Origin of the sequence: Litorivita sp. NS0012-18 (assembly GCF_040371945.1) — a bacterium.
Lineage (GTDB): Bacteria > Pseudomonadota > Alphaproteobacteria > Rhodobacterales > Rhodobacteraceae > Litorivita.
The window spans coordinates 905,163-926,997 of record NZ_BAABWS010000001.1; the positions used below are offsets into that span (position 1 = coordinate 905,163).

Below are 21,835 nucleotides of genomic sequence, written 5' to 3' on the forward strand. Positions count from 1 at the left end.
GGCGGGACCTGTGGTCGGGTTCTGTGCATGACGAGGCGGGCGGCGCGAGGGTTGGCGCGCGCATAGGGGCGCAAAGGGCCTAAGGGCAATGAGTGCGCGCGACGCGAGAGGGATTGATTGGTCCGGCCCGCGCGGATAAGAGCGGGGCATGCCCAGATATGCCATGAAGATCGAGTATAACGGCGCGCCCTTTGCCGGATGGCAGCGTCAGGACGGATTGCCCACGGTGCAAGGCGCAATCGAGGCGGCGCTGGCCAAGCTGGAGCCGCGCGCCCATACGATTGCGGCGGCGGGGCGGACGGATTCGGGCGTGCATGCCTATGCGCAGGTGGCCCATTGCGACATGGCGCGTGATTGGGCGCCCGAGCGGTTGATGGGGGCGCTGAATTTCCATCTCAAGCCCCTGCCGGTGGCGATTTTGGACCTGCAGCCGGTGCATGAGGACTGGCACGCGCGGTTTTCGGCCCATGAGCGGCGCTATATCTTCCGGCTGTTGTCGCGGCGCGCACCGGCGACCCATGAGGCGGGATTGGTGTGGCAGGTGGGGCATGATCTCGACATCGATGCGATGCGCGCGGGGGCGGCGCATTTGATCGGGCGGCATGATTTCACCACCTTCCGCGCCAGCCAGTGCCAAGCCGACAGTCCGGTCAAGACATTGGACGAATTGCGCATCGAGCAGGCACCGGCCAATGGCGGGCGCGAGATCCGGTTTTACCTGCGCGCGCGCAGTTTTCTGCACAATCAGGTGCGCAGCTTTGTCGGCACATTGGAGCGCGTCGGCGCAGGGGCAATGGCGCCCGAGGCGGTCAAAGCCGCGCTTGAGGCCTGTGATCGCGCCGCCTGCGGGCCGGTTTGCCCGCCGCAGGGGCTGTATCTGGCCGGTGTCGGATATGAGGACGATCCATTCGAGGCGCGCTGAGCGGCGCAGCGACTCGCTGGCGCGTGCGGGGCGGTGCAAGGGTCCGAGACGGGCAAAACCCGTCATGCCTCGCGGGGTGATATGACAGTTTTGTGACGCTCCGGCGCCAAAACCCGACTCTTCGCTGATTATATTTTAAGCAGTCACAAGCAGGCCGCGCAAAAAACAGGCAGACACGCGCATTCTGCCGCCTCTGCGGCGCGGTCCGGATAGACGCCTGCCCTTTGGTAAGGGCCTTCTACTCCCGCCTGATCCACGGCTCTGGCGTCCAAAAGCGAACATGCACCGCGCGATCAGCGGCGCGAACGCGCAGCGGACACTTAGATGTGGCGAGGGGGAAACGGCGACCGGATGACTTGGACCTCAAACCGGCCGCCATAAAGAGCAACAACAACTGTTGCGGGGGATAATTTATGGTTCGGGACGCCCTTATGCAAGGGTCGGGCCGCTATGCCTCGCCTTGGGAGACATTCATGAACTTTCTGAAAACCACACTTGCCGGTGCGACGGCGCTTGGCCTGAGCGCCCTGCCGGCTCTTTCGGCCGAAGACACCATCAAGGTCGGCGTTCTGCATTCGCTGTCCGGCACGATGGCGATCTCGGAAACCACGCTCAAAGACACGGTTTTGATGATGATCGACGAGCAAAACGCCAAGGGCGGCGTTTTGGGCAAGCAGCTTGAAGCGGTTGTCGTTGACCCCGCCTCCGATTGGCCGCTGTTCGCGGAAAAGGCGCGCGAGCTTTTGACCGTGCAAAACGTCGATGTGATGTTCGGCTGCTGGACGTCGGTTTCGCGCAAATCGGTTTTGCCGGTGATCGAGGAACTCAACGGTTTGCTGTTCTATCCGGTGCAATATGAGGGCGAGGAAAGCTCCAAAAACGTGTTCTACACCGGCGCGGCCCCCAACCAGCAAGCCATCCCCGCGACCGATTACTTCCTCGAAGAATTGGGCGTCGAGAAATTTGCGCTGCTGGGCACCGATTACGTTTACCCGCGCACCACGAACAACATTCTCGAAAGCTACCTCAAAGGCAAAGGCATTGCCGAGGAAGACATCTTTGTGAACTACACGCCCTTTGGCCATTCCGATTGGTCGAAAATCGTCGCGGACGTTGTGGCCTTGGGTGCGGACGGCAAGAAAGTCGGCGTGATCTCGACCATCAACGGCGATGCGAACATCGGCTTTTACAAAGAACTCGCGGCGGCCGGTATTTCCGCCGATGACATCCCCGTCGTGGCCTTCTCGGTCGGTGAAGAAGAGCTTTCGGGCCTTGATACCACCAACCTCGTCGGCCATCTGGCCGCGTGGAACTACTTCGAGAGCGCCGAAAGCGACGTGAACGAAGAGTTTGTCGCCAAATGGAAAGAGCGCATGGGCGAAGAGCGTGTGACCAACGACCCGATGGAGGCCACGGTGATCGGCTTCAACATGTGGGTCAAAGCGGTTGAAGCCGCAGGCACCACCGATGTGGATGCGGTCGAGAAAGCCATGATCGGCATCGAAGTGCCCAACCTGACCGGCGGCACCGCCGTGATGCTGCCCAACCACCACTTGGCCAAACCGGTTTTGATCGGCGAAATCCAAGAGGACGGCCAATTCGACATCATCAGCCAGACCTCCGAGGTCCCCGGCGATGCATGGACCGATTTCCTGCCGGCCTCGGCGGTTCTCAAATCCGATTGGAAAGACCTCGGTTGCGGCATGTATAACACCGAAACCGAAAGCTGCGTGCAGCTGAAGTCGAACTACTGATCGGCGTGACACGATTTGCGGGGGGCGGCGCGCCTGCCCCTCGCATCCCAGCCTCGCGCGCGAGGCACCGCCCGAAAAAGACCCCGCGACCGGCTCTGCCCCCATTTGCGCGCAGCCCTCGCCAATTGCACAGGCACATGATGATCCGGCACCTTCTCGCGGCAGCGCTCGCCCTGCTCACCGCCCTCCCCCTCTATGCCCAACAGACCCCCGTTCAGGACCTGCTGCAAGAGCACCGCGCCCTGATCGAGAAAAGCTCGCGCACCACCATCGGCCCCGCGATTGACGCGCTCGCCGCCTCCGGTTTGCCGCAGGCCCAAGCCGTTTTGCAGGCATGGCAGGACAAGGACATGTGGCAACGCGAGGCGGACGGTCTGTTCTTCAAGGGCGAGAAGACCGGCAAATCCACCTACCGTTTGATCGATTTCGACACCGGCGAACCGGTGGGCGAGGCCGATAAATCCACCCTCGACCAACAAAAACCCAACAGCGGCATCCGCGCGCTGATCGGCTCGGCGCTGGTGCAGTTCCAGCTTTCCGATCCCGATCCCGCCCGCCGCCTTGACGCGCTCACCTCGATCCAGCGCGACCCCGACGCGGCCCATCTGGCGCCTCTGCGCGCCTCGATCGAGGCCGAACCCGATGCCGCCATCCGCGCCCGCAAAACCCGCCTCGCCACGCTTTTGACCATCGGCTACGCCAAGGACGAGGCCGAGCGTATCGCCGCGATTGAGAGCGTTTCGGGCGATCTGGACCGCGATGTGCGCGCCACGCTGAACCCCCTCGTCCAAACCCGCCGCGATGTGACGGCGGGCGATATGGCCGCCAATATCAACGTCGCGCGCCTGCTCACACCTGGCTCCGAGGCCCTGCCGCGCGAGGAGGCCTATGCGCTTTTGGTCGCCAAGGGCCTTGCCCCCGCACGGATCAGCAATGACGACATCCGCACCGCCTTGGCCGCCCATATCGAGGACGGCAAGGTCGCCGGTATTCCCGTCGCGGTTCTGGACGATCCCGAGATGCGCGAGCGCGCCTATGCGGCCCTCGCCGAGGCGGGCAAAGCGGCGCCCACCGCATTGAGCGCCGATGTCGACCGCGCCCTCAGCGATCACATATTTTTCGACGCCTATGCAGACCCTTCGCCCGCCATCACCGAGGCGGCCAATAAGGCGCTCAAATCCATCGCCCTCAATGTCGGCACCATGCAGGCGCTCGACCTCGGGCTGGATGCGCTCTCGCTCGCCTCGATCTATTTCCTCGCCGCCATCGGCCTTGCCATCACCTTTGGCGTCATGGGCGTGATCAATATGGCGCATGGCGAATTCATCATGATGGGCGCCTATACCGGATATGTCGTGCAACAATTCGTGCCCAATTACACCGTCTCGATCCTGCTCGCGATCCCGCTGGCCTTTATGGTCACCTTTGCCGCCGGTGTCGCAATGGAGCGGTTGGTGATCCGCTGGCTCTATAACCGCCCGCTCGAAACCCTGCTGGCCACTTTCGGCATCTCGATTGCGCTACAGCAATTGGCCAAAAACATCTTTGGCACGCAGGCGCGCCCGCTGACCTCGCCCGCGTGGCTGGACGGGGCTTGGGTGCTCAATGATGTGGTCGGCGTGAGCTATATCCGCATCGCGATCTTTGTGCTGGCGCTGATCTTCCTCGCCATCTTCCTCTTTATCATGAAGAAAACCCGCCTTGGGCTTGAGACACGCGCCGTGACGCAAAACCCGCGTATGGCCGCCTCGATGGGGATCAACCCCGGACGGGTGAATATGCTGACCTTCGGGCTTGGCTCGGGCATCGCGGGCATCGCGGGCGTGGCCATCGGGCTTTATGCCAAAGTGACCTCGGAAATGGGCGCCGATTACATCGTGCAAAGCTTCATGACCGTGGTCGTCGGCGGGGTCGGCAATATCTGGGGCACGCTTTTGGGCGCCACGATGATCGGCTTTTTGCAAAAGGGCATCGAATGGTTCAACCCGTCCAATACGCTGGCGGCGCAGACCTATATGATCATATTCATCATCATCTTTATCCAGTTCCGGCCCCGCGGCATCATCGCCCTCAAAGGCCGCGCGGCAGGAGATTGATCATGATCCGCCCTATGCCCGCCTCCTCCCTCCTTGCCCTTGGCCCCGCGCTTGCCGCCAAGCGCGCGCCTGCGGCTGCCCTGACCGGCAAGTCGCAAGCGGCCCTGCCCTCACCCTACGCGGCGCAGATCACGGCCCCGCACGGCACCGACGTAATACCGACGCAATACCGACGTGATACCGACAGCGGGTTTTGCCCCGCCAAATCCCCCGCCTTGCGCCGCCCCTCTCGCGCCCAATCGTTCACGGAGATGCGCCCATGAGATCCTCCTTTATCGCCCGCAATCCTTCGGTGCTGATCTTCCTCGCCCTGCTCGCGCTCTTCACCATCGCCGTGACATTTATGAGCGAAGCCTTCGGCGCGGGGCTGATTTCTACCAGCTTTGTCAAGACCTTAGGCAAAACCCTTTGCCTGTGCCTGATCGCCATCGCGATGGATCTGGTCTGGGGCTATTGCGGCATTTTGAGCCTTGGCCACTTCGCCTTCTTCGGCCTTGGCGGCTATATGATCGGCATGTGGCTGATGTATGCGCGCACCGAAGCCATCGTGGTCTCCTCGCTCGCCAACGCCCCCATCCCCCCCACCGCCCAAGAGATCACCGACGCCATCGGAACCCAGATTTTCGGCGTCGTCGGATCATCGGAATTTCCCGCGATCTGGGCCTTTGCCGACAGCCTTTTTCTTCAATTATTGCTGGTGGTTATGGTGCCTGGCCTCTTGGCTTTGGTCTTTGGATGGCTGGCCTTTCGCAGCCGCGTGACCGGCGTCTACCTGTCGATCCTGACCCAAGCCATGACCCTCGCCCTCGCCCTCTACCTCTTCCAAAACGACAGCGGTTTGCGCGGCAACAACGGCCTGTCCGGCTTGCAAAACCTGCCCGGTGTATCCGCCTCGCAAGACACGGTTTCGATGTGGTTCTTATGGGGCTCGGCCGCCGCGCTGGGGCTGGGGTATCTGTTGGCCGCATGGGTGGTCTCGGGCAAATTCGGATCGGTCATTCGCGGCATTCGCGATGACGAAGCCCGCGTGCGTTTTCTTGGCTACTCCGTTGAAGGATATAAGCTTTTCATCTTCACCCTGACCGCCATCATCGCCGCCATCGCCGGTGCGCTCTACTATCCGCAAGCCGGCATCATCAACCCCGCCGAAGTCGCGCCGATCGCCTCGATCTACCTCGCCGTCTGGGTCGCTATCGGCGGGCGCGGACGGCTCTACGGCGCGGTCATCGGCGCGGCGTTTGTCTCGCTCGTCTCCACATGGTTCACCGGCGGCGGCGCCCCCGATATCAACCTTGGCTTTTACAAAATCCTCTGGACCGATTGGTGGCTGGTGCTCTTGGGCCTGTCTTTCGTCACCGTCACATTGCTTGCCCCGCAAGGCATCGGAGGCCTGTTTGACCGTCTCGCGGGCCTCAGAACCCCGCGCCGCCACGGTGCACCGCTGGGCCCCGACAAAGGCAGCTTGCAAGAAAAGGAGGCCCAAGAATGAACGCCGCCCTCGCCGAAAAATCCGCCCCCAAGACCCCGCCGATGAGCACGCTTCTGGAGGTCTCCGGCGTCTCGGTCAGCTTTGACGGGTTCAAAGCCATCAACAACCTGAGCTTTCAAATCGGTCCCGCCGAATTGCGCGCCATCATCGGCCCGAACGGCGCGGGCAAGACCACCTTTATGGACATCATCACCGGCAAAACCCGCCCCGATGAGGGCCGCGTTCTATGGGGTGAAAAATCGGTCAGCCTGCTCAAGATGTCAGAAGCCAAAATCGCCCAAGCGGGCGTCGGACGCAAATTCCAACGCCCCACGGTTTTCGAGGATCAAACGGTCCATGACAACCTGTTGATGGCGGTGAAAAACAACCGCGCGCCGCTCTCTGTTCTGTTTTACCGGCCCAAATTCGCCGATCTGGCCCGTGTCGAAGAGCTGGCCTCGGAAATCGGGCTGCAGGCCGAGCTTCAACGCAAATCCGGCGAGCTGTCGCATGGGCAAAAGCAATGGTTGGAGATCGGGATGCTGCTGGCGCAGGACCCACGATTGCTCTTGGTCGATGAACCGGCGGCGGGCATGACATTGTCCGAACGCGAGCAAACCACCGATATTTTACGCGAGGCCGCCAAAACCCGCGCCGTCGTCGTCGTCGAACACGATATGGAGTTCGTGCGCCGCCTCAATTGCAAGGTGACGGTGTTGCACGAGGGGTCGGTTCTGGCCGAAGGCAGCCTCGACCATGTGACAAAAAACCAAGACGTCATCGACGTTTATCTGGGACGCTAGACATGCTTAAAGTGGACGACCTCACCCTTCATTACGGATCGAGCCAGATCCTGCACGGCGTGTCGCTTGAGGCCAATGTCGGTCAGGTGACCTGTGTCATGGGCACCAATGGCGTCGGCAAAACCTCGCTTTTGAATGCCATCGCGGGCACGCATATGCGCTCGAGCGGGGCGGTGCATCTGGACGGCGAGAACCTTGGCCGCCTGCCCGCCCATGCGCTTGCCAAACGCGGGATCGGATATGTGCCGCAGGGTCGGATGATCTTTCCGCTACTGACGGTCAAAGAAAATATGGAAACCGCCTATGCCTGCCTGCCGCGCGCCGAACACCGGATTCCCGATGAGGTCTTCGAGCTTTTCCCGATCCTCAAGGAATTCCTGCATCGGCGCGGCGGCGATCTGTCGGGCGGGCAACAGCAACAATTGGCCATCGCGCGGGCGATGATGACCAAACCCAAACTGCTGCTGCTGGACGAGCCGACCGAGGGCATCCAGCCCAATATCATCCAGCAAATCGGCCGCGTGATCGAATACCTGCGCGATCAGGGCAATATGGCGATTGTGCTGGTGGAGCAGTATTTTGAGTTTGCCTACGGGCTGGCGGATCAATTCGTGGTCATGCGCCGCGGCGAGGTGCTCAAATCCGGGTCCAAGGGCGATTTGACCCGTGATGAGCTGGTCGAGGCCGTGTCGGTTTAGCCCTCGTTGATCAAACAAACTGTGATCAAACAAAAAGGCCGCCAACAGGGGCGGCCTTTTGCATGTTTTCATCGTGCCTTCGAGCGCCCTAGCTGGCGGTTTCGAGCGCCTCGCGCTTGGCGGCCTCGTCGGCCTTGAGCGCCTTGCGGTCCGGTTTGCCGACCGGCGTATGGGGCAATTCGGCGCGGAATTCCAAATGGCGCGGGATCTCGTGACGGCCCAGCTTGTCGGCCAAGAACGCCTGCAACTGCTCGAGGCTGAATTCCGACGCGCCCTTGTTGAGCACCACGTAAACCTTGGCGCTTTCGCCGCGATATTCGTCAGGCACGCCGATCGCCATGGCCTCGGCCACATCGGGATGTTGATGCACGGCGTTCTCGATCATCAAAGGATAGACGTTAAAGCCGCCCGACAAGATCATATCCTTCTTACGATCGACCAAGAAGAAATAGCCGTCCTCGTCCACATAGCCGATGTCGCCGGTCAGGAACCAACCGTCGTGAAATGCCTCGGCGGTCTCTTGCGGCTTGTTCCAATAGGCCCCCAGAACATTCGGCCCCATGATCGCCATCTCGCCCGGCTCGTTGGGGCCAAGAGTGCGGCTGGCGTCTTCGACATCGACGATCTTCATGTCCAACCCGGGCAAGGGAACGCCGATGGTGCCGAGCTTTTCGTCGGGCATGTCGCGCGGCACATTGGTCCCCGCAGGCGAGGTTTCGGTCATCCCCCAACCGCCGCGAATTTTCAATCCGGTCAATTGCTTGACGCGGTTATAGACCTCGACCGGCAAGGGCGCGCCGCCCGATCCGACATAGGTCAGAGAGCTGAGATCGCGGCTGTCGATATCGGGCAAGGCCAACAGGCCGATCCATGTGGTCGGCACGCCGCCAAAGGCCGCGATCCGCTTTTCCTCGATCTCCTTGACCGCCTGTTCGGGATCATAGCGCAGGCGCAAATGCATCCGCCCGCCCTCATAGGTGCGCTTCAACAGCGCCGTGGTCAGCCCCATGATGTGGAACAGCGGCGAATAGACGAGGCTGGCCGATTCCGGCGTCTGGCTCGGCTCGCCCTTGGCGCTTTCGTGATAGATCTGCACCGCCGCCGACAAGTTGCGATGGGTCAGCATCGCCGCCTTGGGCACGCCCGTCGTCCCGCCGGTATATTGCAACAGCGCCAGATCGGAGGGCGTCACCGGCTCGGGCGCATAGGGGGCGCCTTGATGCGGCGCGAGCAGCTCCTCGGCGCCGATGGCCCCCTCGATCACCGGACAATCGCGCCCCATCGCCGAGACCGGATCAGGGCAAAGCACCACCTGCGGCACCTCGCCCGCCGCGATGAGCGCGGGGAAGTGTTGTGCAAATTCGGGCGTGGTCAGCGAGACCAGAAGCTTGGCCCCGCTGTCCTTCATTTTATGGGCAATCTCGCGGTCCGCATCCAGCGGGCTCAAATGCGTGACCGCCGCCCCCGCCGCAATCGTGCCGAAGAAAAAGATCGGATGCCAAGGGCAATTGGGCAGGTGCAGCGCAACGCGGTCCCCTTTGCCAATGCCCCGCGCCTTGAGGGCGGCGGCGACCTGCGCGGCAAGCGCCTTGGTCTGATCGTAGGTGTATTCCTTGCCGTAATATTCGATATGCGTGAGCGGGCCGTATGTCTCGAAGGCCTCCGTCATCATCGCCGTCCATGTGGTTTCGGGCGGGTTGAAATCGGTGGCGACGCCCTTGGCATAATGCTTCATCCACGGGCGGGAATTCGGGGTCAACGGCAAGTTCATCGTTTATCTCCTTTGGGGCGGGCGCGATTGACGGTCATGGTCAACGCGCCGCAAGTCGTTGTGTTCAATGCTCTGTGTAAGGTCGGCAGCGGCCCGCGAAAACGGCGCAGCGAGGGGCCAAATTCCGCAGACCGGATTGATTTTCGAATATCGGGTATGACTGCGCAACCAAAGTCAACCGGCCTGCTTGATACGCGCGCCGGGCGCAGCGCGGCGAAAAAAACTCATGGCAATAGCGAGAGGCAAAGCGCGGCAGGCGCCCCGCGCGCCTGCGCGGCACCGCACGGCGGCGCATAGGCGCGATGCAATCTGATCGAACGCCCCGACGGTCAGGGGCGCATATCGCTCTTTCCACCGGAAAGCTCCTCCCATTTTTGCAAGGCAGGGCCCTGCTTCGGCCATAGGGCTTCGCATCCTCTCGCGTCACCCCAGCCGCGCAAGGCTCCTCTTCCTCGCGCCCGACCACGCTAAGACCACAGGCACATCTGCGTCAAGCATCTTAGCTATATAGCGCATCTCCTATTGACCGGCCGGTCAATTCTTCGCACCATAGAAAAACCAGCGAGGAGAATCCCATGTTGCGGCCAGCGCCTCAACGACACCATTCAACCGACGGCGCGCGGCGCACTGCACCCGTGAACGCGGCGGCGAGACGCCCTCTCGCGGCGCGCAAAGCGTGCGCGACCCTGCGTCGCTGGGGTCGCGACCTAGCGCGAATCTCGCGGCCTTGGCACCTGCCCTTTGCGCGCACGGCGGCAAACGCCTGCGCCGCAATCACCCCCGCGCCGCGCCGGAACCCGCCGCGCGCCGCGCATCATTTGATCCGCCATCACACACCAAACTATCGAATATAAGGTATGCAACACACCCAGAACACAGCGCAGACGGCCAAGGAACCGAGCAGCGCCCTAGAGACACTTTGACCTCTACCCGTGAGGGCAACCTTGCGGGCCTCCTGCCGAGGTCAAAGTTTAAGCGGCGTGGGACATTGCTCCCGCGCCGCTGATGACAAACCGCCCCCGTGCGCACCAAAGCCGCGCGCCGCAAACGGCCGCAACAAATGCCGCCCGACCCAAATAACGGCGCAGCCCCGCAAAAGGCCCCGCGCTGATCCACAACACCACTTGCCCACACGTCACTTTATTGAAACCCTAGACAACAAAGGCAACGAACGGACCCGAAATGCGCAGCATCCGCCTCTTTGGCGAAGATATTCACATCGGAATGACACTGGCCATTTTCGCCGCGGGCATCATCGGCGGGCTGGTCGCCACGGTGATCGGATCGCCCTTGCCGATGCTGCTCGGTTCGCTCACCTTCGTTGGGGCCTTGGCGATTTTCGGCTTTGCTCCGGGCGGGCAGCCGCCAAAAGTACCGATCTGGCTACGGCTTTTGTTTATCCCGATCATCGGCCTGTCCATCGGCGCGACCTTCACGCCCGAAGTATTTTCCGAAATGCGCAAATGGTGGCCCTCGCTTTTGGCGCTGACGCTCTACATCCCGCTGACCCATTATTTCGGCTACATCGGCTACCGGCGCGTTGGAAAAATATCGGGCAGCACCGCCTATTACGCCGCCGTGCCCGGCGGCTTGCTTGAATGTATCGCAATGGGCGAAGAGGCGGGCGCGGATGTGCGCATGCTGATGGCGCTGCAATTTCTACGCCTGATCCTGACCATCATGCTGGTCCCCTTGGCCTTTTCCGTCGTCAGCGGCAACCCCGTGGGCAGCGCGGGCGGCATGCAAATCGCAACCGCCGCCGCCCCTTTCACCGGCGCAGAGGTCGCGCTTCAGGCCATGACCGCGGCGTTTGGCGCATTGATCGGCAAGAGGCTGAAATTCCCCGCCTATATCATCACCGGCCCGATCCTTTTTTCCGGCATCGGACATTTGACCGGCATCATCCAAAGCGCGCCGCCGGTCTGGCTCATCAGCATCACACAATTGATCATCGGGGTCAGCCTTGGCACCCGTTTCGTCGGCATGCAGCTACGCGCGTTTTTCAAAGCGCTCTGGCTGGCGCTGATCAATATTTTGGCCACGATGGTGATCGCGATGGCGATGGGGCTTTTGCTGCACCAACTGGTGGGCGAGCGTGTCGAAGCCGTGGTGCTTGCCTTTGCCCCGGGCGGCTTGGCCGAGATGTCTTTGGTCGCGCTCTCTTTGCATATCTCGGTGGTCTATGTGACGGCGCATCACGTGTTGCGCATCATATTGTCGGTCTCGGTGGCCAAGATGTTTGCCCACCGCGTGCCGCCCGACAATCTGGCACAGCGCGAGGGGGCAAAGCCGCCCGCGCCCTGAGCCTGACGCGCCGCCCCTGCGGCCTAGGCCTTGGCGGAGGCCAGAATTTTCTCCACCTCGGCCACGGTCGGCCGCCGCTCAAGCGAGAAAGGATGCGTCGAGGACAGCCCGCCATCGACCGCAATCGCCTGCCCGTTCACATAGGACGCCAGATCCGAGCACAAGAACAGCGCCACCGCCGCGATCTCGGAGGGGGCACCGCCGCGCGCCAAGGCGTTATTTTGGCCAAGGCGCTTTTCCGTGCCGCTCATCTTGGCCAATGTATACCAATTCTTGGTCATTCCGGTTTCGATCAAACCAGGGCAAATCGCATTGACCCGCACATTGGTGCCGTAAAGCTGGTTGGCCGAAACCTGCACAAGGTTCATCACCCCCGCCTTGGAGGCCGAATAGGCCGCAGGCCCCGCATTGGCGCGTATCCCCGCGACCGAGGCCGTCGCCACGATCGAGCCTGCGCCGCGCTCTTTCATCTTGGGCGCGCCGTATTTCACCGCCAGAAACGGGCCGATCAGATTGACTCTGAGCACCTCGGCCCAATCCTGCGCCTCGGCCTCGAACATATTGTCCATCGGACGGCCCGTAATCCCCGCATTGGCGAAAAAGCTGTCCAGCCCGCCATAGGTGTCACAGGCCAGATCGACCGCCGCCGCCACATCCGCTTCGGCCCCCGCATCCATGCGCATCACCGTGACAGCACCGCCCGCCGCGCGAATGCCCGCGGCCACATCGTCCAGCGCATCGGACAAATCACAGGCCACCACATTTGCTCCCGCTTTGGCGAACATTTCGGCGCTGGCACGACCAATGCCCGATGCGGCCCCCGTGATGATGATTGTCTTGCCGCTCATATCGGTCGCTGGAAGGGTCATTTGGCGCATCCTTGAATTGGGTTTTTCACTCACCTCATCCATACCCATATTTCGATTGCGAACAAGCGAGAAGTTTCACGCCATATTTTTTGCGGCGTTGCAGCATAATGCCAAGACAGACAACCATACCCGATACAGTAATAATACCCAAGACCATGGATGCAGGTGACACTGCCTTCGCGCCTTGCTATCAAGTCCGGTATGGATACCGCGCCCACCCATATTGCCCCTGCGTCCGCGCCCCCCTCCGACCGCTTCCAAAAGAAGCGCGCGCGGATTTTGGAGGCTGCCGCCACCGAGATTAACGCCCACGGGCTCAAGGGGCTGACCTTTGTCGGCGTGGCCGAAGCGGTCGGGCTGAACACCACATCGGTGACCTATTATTTCAAGCGCAAAGAGATGCTGGCCGCCGAGACGCTGGAGCAGGCGATCATTCGCTACGGCGCGATCGCGCGCGCCGCTGCCGAGGCCCCGACCCCCGAAGCCCGCCTGCGCCGCTTCTTTGCGCTGTTCTTCGATCTGTTCACCCGCATCCGGCTCAAACAGGCACAACCGCTGACCAAATTGTCGGACCTGCGGGCGCTGGACGAGCCGATGCGCAGCAAGCTGACCGAGGATTACACCGCGATCATCATGGATTTGTCGAAAATCCTCACACCCGACGCGCGCGGGGCAGAACGCGCCCTCGCCGTGGCACGCGCCCATGTGCTGATGGATTGCATCCACTGGGTCGGCGCATGGCTGCCGCAATACTCCGCCCCCGATTTCGCCCGCGTCGAGGCGCGGATGTTCGACCTGATGGCCTATGGCTTTGCCCCCGAAGGTGCGCGGTGGGCGCCCAAACCATATGCCATCGACGATAGCGCCGCCGAGGAGGGCGAAATTTCGCGCGAAACCTACCTGCGCGCCGCGACGCAATTGATCAACGAGCGCGGCTATCGCGGCTCCTCGGTGGAACGGATCGCCGCCAAGCTCAACGTCTCGAAGGGCAGCTTTTACCACCATCTGAGCGGCAAGGACGATCTCGTGCTTGAATGTTTTGACCGCTCCTATTCGCGCGTCAGCCGCGCGCAGCGCATCGCGCTCGGCAGCGGCGGCAGCGCATGGGATCAAATCACCTCCAGCACCGCCAGCCTGCTCGACGTCCAGTTCGACGCCGAGTTTCCGCTGCTGCGCATCACAGCGCTGCAGGCCCTGCCCGCCGATCTGCGCAATACGGTGGTGCGCCGGTCGAACCGCATGGCACAGCGCTTTGCCGGCATGATGATCGACGGAATGGCCGAAGGCTCGATCCGTCACATCGACCCGCTGATCGCAAGCCAGTGCCTGATCTCCTCGCTCAATGCTGCGGTGGATTTCCTGCCGTGGGCGAATGCCCGCGAGAGCCGCGAAGAAGCGATCCGCATGTATGGATCGGTGCTGGCCTACGGCATCTTGAACGCCCCGCCCGAGGGCAAATAATCCCAACCAAAAAGGGCCAACCCGCCAAGGTTGGCCCCGTTTTCAAACCGCTCGGGCGCGCTTACTGCGCCGCGATCTCGGCCGCTTCGCGCCGCACCTGCTCTTGCGGCAAAATCATCGGATCGCCCTTCGAAAAGGTCAGCGCCCCGTCGTCCACCTTGCCGCGCTTCAAGGTCTTGCGATCCCAAAGGTAGTCTTGCTCGTGAATCCACGGGAAAGCCTTGCCATGCTTGGGCAAATCCTTGAGCGAGCGCAGGAAATAGCCGGAGGTGAATTTGATCGACTCCGAGGTCTGCGCCAGATCTTCGGCGCTGGCCACGGGCACCACCTGACGCGCGCCGATCCGGTCCATATGGCGCAACAGGCGACAGGCAAACTCCGCCACCAGATCGACCTTGAGCGTCCAACTGGCATTGGTATAGCCGCTGAAATAGATAAGGTTCGGCACGTTGGAATACATGAAGCCCTTGAAAATCAACAGCTTGGAAGGGTCGATCTGCTGCTGATCGACCGACACCTGCATGCCGCCCAAGAAATGCAATTTCAGCCCCGTCGCGGTGATGATGATATCGGCGTCGATATGGGTGCCGTCCTGCATCTGCAATCCGGTCTTGGTGAACCTCTCGATATGGCCCGTGTGGATCGAGGCCTTGCCGGTCTTGAGCGGCTCGAACATGTCCCCGTCGGGCACGGCGCAAATCCGTTGTTGCCCCGGCCAGTATTCAGGCACGAAATGGGTCTTCCAATCGACCGCATCCCCGACCTCTTTGGCCACTTCGCCGATCAAGAACCGCTTGGCGCCCTTGATGTTCTTCGCCATTTTCTGGCGCCGCATCCGCCCGTCCAAAATGATGCGCCAGCGCGACAAGGCATAGGCAAGCTTGGCGGGCAGGAAACGGCGGAACCGGTTGGCCCATTTGTCCTCGGACGGGCGGTTAACGATGTAGGTCGGCGACCGCTGCACCTGCACCACATGCGCGGCGGTTTTCGCCAGACTGGGCAAGAGCGTCACCGCCGTCGCGCCCGAACCGATGATGGCGATCCGCTTGCCCGCATAATCGAGGTCTTCGGGCCAGAACTGCGGGTGCACCAAGGTGCCTTCGAAATCGTCATACCCCTCCCATTCGGGCAAATAGCCCTCGTCATGCATATAGTAGCCCGAACAGCCGAACAGCATATTGCAGGTCCATGTCTCGGGCGTGCCATTGTGGTCGATCTCGAGCGTCCAGCGGGTGTTTTTGCTGTCGTAAGAGGCGCTCACGACCTTGCGGCCATAATTGATATGCGCGTCGATCCCGTTTTCCGCCGAGGTCTCCTTGATGTAATTCAAGATGATATCGCCATGCGAGATTGACTTGGGATTGGTCCACGGTTTGAACGCATAGCCCATCGTGTACATGTCGCTGTCCGACCGGATGCCCGGATAGCGAAACAGGTTCCACGTGCCGCCCATTTCGGGCTTGGATTCAAGCACCGCAAAGCTTTTCTCGGGGCATTTCACCTTGAGATAGCGCGCCGCGCCAATCCCCGACAAACCGGCCCCGACGATCAACACATCAAAATCCCGCTGCATTGCGATCCCTTCCATACCTTATATTCGAATTTCTTTGCAGCAGACTATACCGCCGCGCCCGCGCTCTGCAATTCCTAATTGCGCGGCGCTCCGTTTCGCTACGGAACAATACGGTTTCGGGTTGCCTCATCCGCAATATATAAAGCATAAATCGAGAGCAATCAGAGCATTCGCAGGGAGAGGAACCGCACCAATGCCACATATCACCGCCAACGGGATCGAGATATTTTACGACATGAACGGGCCAGAGGACGGCAAACCGATTCTTCTGATCAGCGGGGTCGGCACGCAAATGACCCGCTATACGGACAGTTTTGTCGCCACATTGGCAGGGCGCGGATACCGCGTCATCCGCATGGACAACCGCGACATCGGCCTGAGCCAGAAATTCACCCAAGCGGGCGTGCCGGATTTCAAGGCGATCATCGGCGATATGATGGCCGCAAAGACGCCCCAAGTGCCCTATCATCTGGACGATATGGCCGCCGATGCGGCGGCGCTTCTTGATGCGCTTGGCATTGAGGCAGCCCATATCGTCGGCTCGTCCATGGGCGGTATGATTGTGCAACTCATGGCCGCCGACCACCCCCATAAGGTGCTCTCGATGACCTCGATCATGTCCACCACGGGCAACCCCGCTCTGCCGCGCGCCACCGAAGAGGCGATGGCGGTATTGACCACGCCGCGCCCCGACGCGGGCAAGGACCGCGAAGCCTATATCGCCAGCGGCATCAAAACCGCCAAAGTCATCGGCTCGCCCGCCTTTCCGATTGCGGATGCGGACCTGCGCGCGGCGGTCGAGGCGGACCTTGATCGCTCCTACCACCCCACCGGATTTGCCCGCCAATATGCGGCGATCCTCGCCAATGGCGACCGGCGCGCCAAGCTCAAAACCATCACCTGCCCCGTCGCCGTGGTCCACGGCGTCCAAGACCCCTTGGTCCCCGTCGACGGCGGGCGCGATACGGCGGCGGTGATCGAGGGCGCGGTTCTGGTCGAGATCGACGGCATGGGCCACAACATCCCGCCGCAGATCAACGACCGCGTGGCCGACGGGATCGAGCAAGCAACCCTGCGCGCCTGAGCCAAAAGCACATCGGGCGGAGGCTTCATCGCCCCCGCCCGATCACATGCAATATAAGCGGATATTAAGAGCGGTCGGTCCGGTGGCGCACCAATCCCTCTTGGGCCACATTGGCCACCAGCTTGCCCTCGCGGGTAAAGACCTTGCCACGGTTGAACCCGCGCGAGCCGCCCGCCCAAGGGCTGTCCATCACATAGAGCAGCCAGTCGTCAATACGGATATCCTCGTGAATCCAAAGCGCGTGATCGAGAGAGGCGACCTGCATATCCTTGTCGGAAAAGCTTTTGGCATGGGGCAACATCGACACCCCCAAAAGCCCCATATCCGACGAGAAAGCCAACGCCGCGCGATGCACCGCCGGATCGTCGCCCATCGGCCCTTTGGCGCGGAACCACACCGCCTGTTTGGGCGGCTGCGGCTCGACCACAAAAGGCGCGCGCAAAACGGTAGGGCGCAATTCGATCGGACGGTTGAACCGCAAGAACTGCAAGAACTGCTCGGGCAATTCGCCCTTGAACCGCTCGGCGAGTTGCTCCTCATTCTCGAGATCCTCGGGCGGAGGAATATCTTCGGGCATCTCGTCTTGATGCGACAATCCCTTTTCGTCGAAATGGAAGGACGCCGCGAGGTTCAAGATCGGCCGCCCGTTTTGCACCGCAACAACGCGGCGGGTGGCAAAGCTGCCGCCGTCATAATCGCGCTCGACGCGGTAAAGCACCGGCGCCGTAGCATCTCCGGGACGCATGAAATAGGCATGTAGCGAATGGGCCTTGCGCGCCGCCTCGACCGTGCCGGTTGCGGCCATCAAGGCCTGAGCAATCACCTGCCCGCCAAAGGAGCGCCCGCGCCCGTTTGGCGTGGCGATCCCGCGATAATAATCCTCCTCGATCCGCTCCACGTCCAAAATACGGCGCAGCCCTTCGACAAGCTGTTCAGCGGTGGGTTTGGCAGGGTCATTGCTCATAGGGGTCTGTCTCCGGCGGATGGAAGTGGCTTCGGGCGCTCATAGGGACGCCAAATCTCGGCGGATGCAAGAGGCATGCGCCGGATTTTTGCTGCGAATGCAAAGCGACGCTGCGCTCAGATCAACGGATGATGGCAGGCGACCATATGGCCCTTGGCCACCTCGCGCGGCTGCGGCACCTGCGCGGCGCAGGTCTCGCTCGCCAAGGGGCAGCGCGTGCGAAACCGGCATCCCGAGGGCGGATTGACCGGCGACGGCAATTCGCCGGGCACCAGATGCAATTCGCGGCGCGGCGCATCGGGGTCCGGCTCGGGCACGGCGGCGATCAGGCTGCGCGTATAGGGATGCGCGGGCTGGCGGTAGATGGTTTCGGCATCGGCCAATTCGCACAGCATCCCCAGATACATCACCGCCACGCGGTCAGAAACATGTTTCACCACCGCCAGATCATGGCTGATGAACAGCATGGTCAGACCGAATTCGCCCTTGAGCTCTTCAAGAAGGTTGAGCGTTTGCGCCTGCACCGAGACATCCAGAGCCGACACCGCCTCGTCGCAAACCAGCAAATCGGGCCGCAAGATCAAGGCGCGGGCGATGGAAATCCGCTGGCACTGCCCGCCGGAAAACTCGTGCGGGCGCCGATCCAGCGCCTGCTCGCCGTTCAGACCGACCTTTTCGAGCATCTCCACCACCAGTTTGGTGCGCTCTTCCTCCGATCCGCCCAGCCCCGCAATCTCGAGCGGCGCGGCGACGATATCGCGCACCGTCTGGCGCGGATTGAGCGAGGCAATCGGGTCTTGGAAAATCATCTGGAACTGGCGCCGCGCGGTTTGCAGCGCCTTGCCGCGCAGGCCGGTCAATTCTGTCCCGTCCATCACCACGCGCCCCGATGTGGGCGGCGGCAATTGCATCACGGCGCGCGCCGCGGAGGATTTGCCGCAGCCGCTTTCGCCGACAAGGCCCAGCGTCTCGCCGCGTTTGACCGTGACCGACAGGTTCGACACCGCATGAACCTTGGCCCCGCCTCCGAGCGGGTATTCAACCGTCATATCATCAAGGACGAGGAAATCGTCGATCGCTCCGCTTTGCGCGTTCATGCGGCATTCTCCGTAGCATCCAAAGGTTTGAAACAGGCAAAGGCATGGGTTTGCCCCTCAAGCGCGGGCTTGGCCTCGTGGCAATGGGCATCGGCCAAGGGGCAGCGCGGCGCAAAGGCGCATCCATGCGGCGCATTGATCAAATCGGGCGGACGCCCCTCGATGGCATCAAGCCGGTGGTGCGCATCGTCGGTGATCCGCGGGATCGACGCCAAAAGCGCCGCCGTATAGGGATGGCGCGTGCCGCGAAACAGATCGCGCACGGGGGCCTTTTCGACGATCCGCCCCGCATACATCACCGCCACATCATCACAGCGCCCCGCCACCACGCCCATATCATGGGTGATCAGGATCATCGCCATATTCTTCTCGCGCACCATCCGTTGCAGCAGGTCCAAAATGTCGGCCTGCACCGTCACGTCGAGCGCGGTTGTCGGCTCGTCCGCGATGAGCAACTTCGGCTCGCAGGCGATGGCAATGGCAATCGCCACCCGTTGGCGCATCCCGCCGGACAATTGATGCGGGTGCTGATCGACGCGCACATCCGCTTGCGGCAATCCGACCTGCTTGAGAAGCTCGACCGCACGTTTGCGCGCCTCGGCTTTGCCCATGCCCAGATGCACCCGCAGCACTTCCATGATCTGCACGCCAATGGTCAGCGTCGGGTTGAGCGAGGTCATCGGGTCTTGGAAGACGATGGCCATTTCGGTCCCGCGCATGGCGCGCAATTGCGTCTCCGACAGGGTCGTCAGATCGGTGCCGCCAAGGTAGACCTCCGACCCCGGACCGGTGATGGCGCTTTGCGGCAAGAGGCGCAACAGCGAGCGCGACAATACCGATTTGCCCGAGCCGCTTTCGCCCACCACGCCCAAGGTCTTGCCGCGCTCCAGCGTGAAGCTGACGCCATCGACCGCTTGCAACATGCCGCGCGAAGTGGCGAAGGCCGTACGTTGGTTTCTTACATCAAGGATGATCTGTGCCATCTTCTGCTCCCTTAAATTGCGCCTTCGCGCATATCGGCCAAACGGCGGCGGATCGCATCGCCCACGAGGTTAAAGCTCAACACCGTGACGAACATCACCGCCGTCGGATAAAGCGAAATATACGGCGCCGTATCGAGCAATTCGCGCCCTTCGGCGATGATCCCGCCCCAGCTTGGCGTCGGGGCCTTGACCGACAGACCAAGGAAGGACAGCGCGCCTTCGACCACGATCGCAATCGGAATGTCGATCAAGACAAAGGCCACCAGCGGCCAGATGATATTGGGGAAAATCTCGCGCAGCAAAATGCGCATGTCGGAGGCCCCCATCGCGCGGGCCGCCAAGACAAATTCGCGCCCTGCGTAATTGAGCGTCGCCGCCCGCGTGATCCGCGCTGCCGAGGGGATGAACAACAGCCCCAGCGAGAAACACACCATAAAGAGCGAGCCGCCAAAGATCACCGAAAACAGCAAGAGGATCACCAGCCCCGGAATGGCGAGCCATGTGTCGATGGCAATCCCGATGATTTCATCGACCCAGCCGCGATAAAACCCTGCGGCCATGCCAAGGATCAAGCCAAGCCCCACCCCGATGGCAGGCGCCGCAAACCCCACGGTCAAAGAGACCCGCGCGCCGTAGATCAAACGGCTGAGCAAATCGCGCCCCAAAGCATCGGTGCCCAGCAGATGGCCTTCGGCCGTGCCCGGTGCGGCTTTGATATTCATCCAGTCGATCTCGTCGGCGGGCATCAACCCCCAAAGCGGCGCGAAAATCGCGGCCACCGCCACGATGATCAACCAGCCCAGCGGAATCCAAAAGAACGGCCCCAAACGGTTGCGCTTGGCGTGCATCGCCTTGGCCGCCACATTGCGCAACTCCTGCGCCTTGGCCGGATCGATCTTACGCGGTGCGGGATCGGTGTTCATGTCGGAATTGGTCGAAATATCAGCCATGGGACCGCCCTTGTCTGACCCGTGGGTCGAGCCACGCATAGGCGACATCCACGAGGAAATTGGCCATCACGAAAGCAATGGCAAAGAAGGTGACGCAGCCTTGGATCACGATGAAATCGCGCGTATTGACCGCATGAATGAGCAGCCGCCCGACACCAGGAATGCCGAAAATCTGCTCGATAATGATCGCCCCGCCCATCAGCCGCGCCACTTGCAGGCCAAGGATGGTGATCATCGAAAAGCTGGAGGGGCGCAGCGCATGGGCCCAAAGAATGCGCGCATCGCTCATCCCCTTCGCCCGTGCCAGCGCGATGTAATTCTCTTGCAACACGCCGATCATCTCGACCCGCAGCGTGCGCATCAGCACCGTCCATTCGACCAAGGCCAAGGACAACGCAGGCAAGAACATGCGGCTCAAATTGGCGCCAAGTCCGTTGCTGATCGGCTCGTAGCCCGTGGCCGGAAACCACCCCAGCCCGAGCGCGAAGAAATAGATAAGCAAGATCGCCGTCATGAAGGAAGGCATCGACACCGACCCGAAGGCCACCGCGCCAATGATCCGGTCCGCACGGCTTCCGGGGCGATAGGCGCTGATCATCCCCATCGGCACCGCCAGCAAAAGCGCCATGAATTGCGCCATCAGCATCAATTCGAGCGAGACAGGAAACCGGTCGGTCAATTGGTCCCAAACGTCTTCCTTGCTCAGAAAGCTTTGCCCCCAATCGCCCACCGCAATGCCAGCGGCCCAATCGGCGTAGCGGACCAAAAGCGGACGGTCGAGGCCAAGATCCTCGCGAATGCCCTGCACCTCTTCTTCGGAGGAAATGATCCCCGTCATCTGATAGGCGACATCGCCCGGCAGCACGTTCACCAATAGGAAAGTTGCAAAAGTGACCGTCACAAGGACGATCGCAAGGCGTTGCAAACGCCGCAATAGATATCTCAAGGCAGGGTCCTCGGGGATGCAGGTCAGTCAGTCAGGATCAAGTCAGAGGTCTACGCGCGCCACCGGGGAATGGCAGCGCGCGCAGGTCACAC

Annotated in this window: 17 protein-coding genes; 9 read left to right on the plus strand and 8 right to left on the minus strand. The window is 61.7% G+C overall.

The genetic code is table 11. The annotated features are described in order from the left end of the window. Positions 1-148: 148 nt before the first annotated feature. The 6 genes from truA (at position 149) to urtE (ending at position 7,741) form a co-directional block, all read left to right on the plus strand. Positions 149-922, plus strand: coding sequence for a tRNA pseudouridine(38-40) synthase TruA (gene truA / locus ABWV64_RS04310; protein WP_353343041.1), 774 nt, complete (start codon positions 149-151; stop codon positions 920-922). A 473-nt stretch (positions 923-1,395) separates the two neighbouring features. Then, complete coding sequence (gene urtA, locus ABWV64_RS04315) at positions 1,396-2,676, plus strand: urea ABC transporter substrate-binding protein (RefSeq protein ID WP_353343042.1); 1,281 nt, start codon at positions 1,396-1,398, stop codon at positions 2,674-2,676. Positions 2,677-2,816: 140 nt separating this feature from the next. Next, a complete protein-coding gene (gene urtB, locus ABWV64_RS04320) occupies positions 2,817-4,772 on the plus strand; it encodes an urea ABC transporter permease subunit UrtB (protein WP_353344506.1) in 1,956 nt (651 codons plus the stop codon). 259 nt (positions 4,773-5,031) lie between these two features. Then, a complete protein-coding gene (gene urtC / locus ABWV64_RS04325) occupies positions 5,032-6,261 on the plus strand; it encodes an urea ABC transporter permease subunit UrtC (protein WP_353343043.1) in 1,230 nt (409 codons plus the stop codon). A 41-nt stretch (positions 6,262-6,302) separates the two neighbouring features. Then, positions 6,303-7,043, plus strand: coding sequence for an urea ABC transporter ATP-binding protein UrtD (gene urtD / locus ABWV64_RS04330; RefSeq protein ID WP_353344508.1), 741 nt, complete (start codon positions 6,303-6,305; stop codon positions 7,041-7,043). A 2-nt stretch (positions 7,044-7,045) separates the two neighbouring features. Then, positions 7,046-7,741, plus strand: a complete 696-nt coding sequence (urtE, locus tag ABWV64_RS04335) for an urea ABC transporter ATP-binding subunit UrtE (protein WP_353343044.1) — start codon at positions 7,046-7,048, stop codon at positions 7,739-7,741. Positions 7,742-7,829: 88 nt separating this feature from the next. Here urtE and ABWV64_RS04340 read toward each other — a convergent pair whose 3' ends face one another. After that, complete coding sequence (locus tag ABWV64_RS04340) at positions 7,830-9,512, minus strand: AMP-binding protein (protein ID WP_353343045.1); 1,683 nt, start codon at positions 9,510-9,512, stop codon at positions 7,830-7,832. 1,182 nt (positions 9,513-10,694) lie between these two features. Here ABWV64_RS04340 and ABWV64_RS04345 point away from each other — a divergent pair. Further along, on the plus strand, positions 10,695-11,816 hold the full coding sequence (locus ABWV64_RS04345; RefSeq protein WP_353343046.1) for an AbrB family transcriptional regulator: 1,122 nt from the start codon (positions 10,695-10,697) through the stop codon (positions 11,814-11,816). Positions 11,817-11,839: 23 nt separating this feature from the next. On the opposite strand, the gene ABWV64_RS04350 is transcribed toward ABWV64_RS04345, so the two are convergent. After that, complete coding sequence (locus tag ABWV64_RS04350) at positions 11,840-12,685, minus strand: SDR family NAD(P)-dependent oxidoreductase (protein ID WP_353343047.1); 846 nt, start codon at positions 12,683-12,685, stop codon at positions 11,840-11,842. Between the two features lie 201 nt (positions 12,686-12,886). On the opposite strand from ABWV64_RS04350, the gene ABWV64_RS04355 reads away from it, so the two are divergent. After that, on the plus strand, positions 12,887-14,146 hold the full coding sequence (locus ABWV64_RS04355) for a TetR/AcrR family transcriptional regulator (RefSeq protein ID WP_353343048.1): 1,260 nt from the start codon (positions 12,887-12,889) through the stop codon (positions 14,144-14,146). A gap of 61 nt (positions 14,147-14,207) precedes the next feature. Here the strand turns inward: ABWV64_RS04355 and ABWV64_RS04360 are convergent, their stop codons facing one another. Then, positions 14,208-15,719 carry a flavin-containing monooxygenase gene (locus tag ABWV64_RS04360; RefSeq protein ID WP_353343049.1) on the minus strand — a complete coding sequence of 504 codons (1,512 nt, stop codon included), beginning with the start codon at positions 15,717-15,719 and terminating at the stop codon, positions 14,208-14,210. Between the two features lie 193 nt (positions 15,720-15,912). Here ABWV64_RS04360 and ABWV64_RS04365 point away from each other — a divergent pair, with 193 nt between their 5' ends. Next, entirely contained in the window at positions 15,913-16,803 is an 891-nt protein-coding gene (locus ABWV64_RS04365) for an alpha/beta fold hydrolase (RefSeq protein ID WP_353343050.1), read from the plus strand. Between the two features lie 64 nt (positions 16,804-16,867). Here ABWV64_RS04365 and ABWV64_RS04370 read toward each other — a convergent pair whose 3' ends face one another. The 5 genes from ABWV64_RS04370 to ABWV64_RS04390 form a co-directional block, all read right to left on the minus strand. Then, complete coding sequence (locus ABWV64_RS04370; RefSeq protein WP_353343051.1) at positions 16,868-17,767, minus strand: acyl-CoA thioesterase; 900 nt, start codon at positions 17,765-17,767, stop codon at positions 16,868-16,870. 116 nt (positions 17,768-17,883) lie between these two features. Beyond that, positions 17,884-18,864 (minus strand): ABC transporter ATP-binding protein, encoded by a 981-nt coding sequence (locus ABWV64_RS04375; protein ID WP_353343052.1) that lies wholly within the window; start codon positions 18,862-18,864, stop codon positions 17,884-17,886. After that, on the minus strand, positions 18,861-19,847 hold the full coding sequence (locus ABWV64_RS04380; protein WP_353343053.1) for an ABC transporter ATP-binding protein: 987 nt from the start codon (positions 19,845-19,847) through the stop codon (positions 18,861-18,863). Before ABWV64_RS04380 ends, ABWV64_RS04375 begins: the two co-directional genes overlap by 4 nt. A gap of 11 nt (positions 19,848-19,858) precedes the next feature. Beyond that, on the minus strand, positions 19,859-20,797 hold the full coding sequence (locus ABWV64_RS04385) for an ABC transporter permease (RefSeq protein WP_353343054.1): 939 nt from the start codon (positions 20,795-20,797) through the stop codon (positions 19,859-19,861). Next, on the minus strand, positions 20,790-21,743 hold the full coding sequence (locus tag ABWV64_RS04390) for an ABC transporter permease (protein WP_353343055.1): 954 nt from the start codon (positions 21,741-21,743) through the stop codon (positions 20,790-20,792). Before ABWV64_RS04390 ends, ABWV64_RS04385 begins: the two co-directional genes overlap by 8 nt. Positions 21,744-21,835 lie beyond the last annotated feature (92 nt).

Excerpts from the sequence above, each read along its gene's own strand:
- urtE (WP_353343044.1), top strand. The coding sequence starts at position 7,046 with ATGCTTAAAGTGGACGACCTCACCCTTCATTACGGATCGAGCCAGATC.
- ABWV64_RS04345 (WP_353343046.1), top strand. The coding sequence starts at position 10,695 with ATGCGCAGCATCCGCCTCTTTGGCGAAGATATTCACATCGGAATGACA.
- ABWV64_RS04355 (WP_353343048.1), top strand. The coding sequence starts at position 12,887 with ATGGATACCGCGCCCACCCATATTGCCCCTGCGTCCGCGCCCCCCTCC.
- urtB (WP_353344506.1), top strand. The coding sequence starts at position 2,817 with ATGATCCGGCACCTTCTCGCGGCAGCGCTCGCCCTGCTCACCGCCCTC.
- ABWV64_RS04360 (WP_353343049.1), bottom strand. The coding sequence starts at position 15,719 with ATGCAGCGGGATTTTGATGTGTTGATCGTCGGGGCCGGTTTGTCGGGG.
- ABWV64_RS04380 (WP_353343053.1), bottom strand. The coding sequence starts at position 19,847 with ATGGCACAGATCATCCTTGATGTAAGAAACCAACGTACGGCCTTCGCC.
- ABWV64_RS04385 (WP_353343054.1), bottom strand. The coding sequence starts at position 20,797 with ATGGCTGATATTTCGACCAATTCCGACATGAACACCGATCCCGCACCG.
- ABWV64_RS04340 (WP_353343045.1), bottom strand. The coding sequence starts at position 9,512 with ATGAACTTGCCGTTGACCCCGAATTCCCGCCCGTGGATGAAGCATTAT.
- ABWV64_RS04365 (WP_353343050.1), top strand. The coding sequence starts at position 15,913 with ATGCCACATATCACCGCCAACGGGATCGAGATATTTTACGACATGAAC.
- urtD (WP_353344508.1), top strand. The coding sequence starts at position 6,303 with ATGAGCACGCTTCTGGAGGTCTCCGGCGTCTCGGTCAGCTTTGACGGG.
- ABWV64_RS04350 (WP_353343047.1), bottom strand. The coding sequence starts at position 12,685 with ATGACCCTTCCAGCGACCGATATGAGCGGCAAGACAATCATCATCACG.
- urtC (WP_353343043.1), top strand. The coding sequence starts at position 5,032 with ATGAGATCCTCCTTTATCGCCCGCAATCCTTCGGTGCTGATCTTCCTC.
- ABWV64_RS04375 (WP_353343052.1), bottom strand. The coding sequence starts at position 18,864 with ATGAACGCGCAAAGCGGAGCGATCGACGATTTCCTCGTCCTTGATGAT.
- urtA (WP_353343042.1), top strand. The coding sequence starts at position 1,396 with ATGAACTTTCTGAAAACCACACTTGCCGGTGCGACGGCGCTTGGCCTG.
- ABWV64_RS04370 (WP_353343051.1), bottom strand. The coding sequence starts at position 17,767 with ATGAGCAATGACCCTGCCAAACCCACCGCTGAACAGCTTGTCGAAGGG.
- truA (WP_353343041.1), top strand. The coding sequence starts at position 149 with ATGCCCAGATATGCCATGAAGATCGAGTATAACGGCGCGCCCTTTGCC.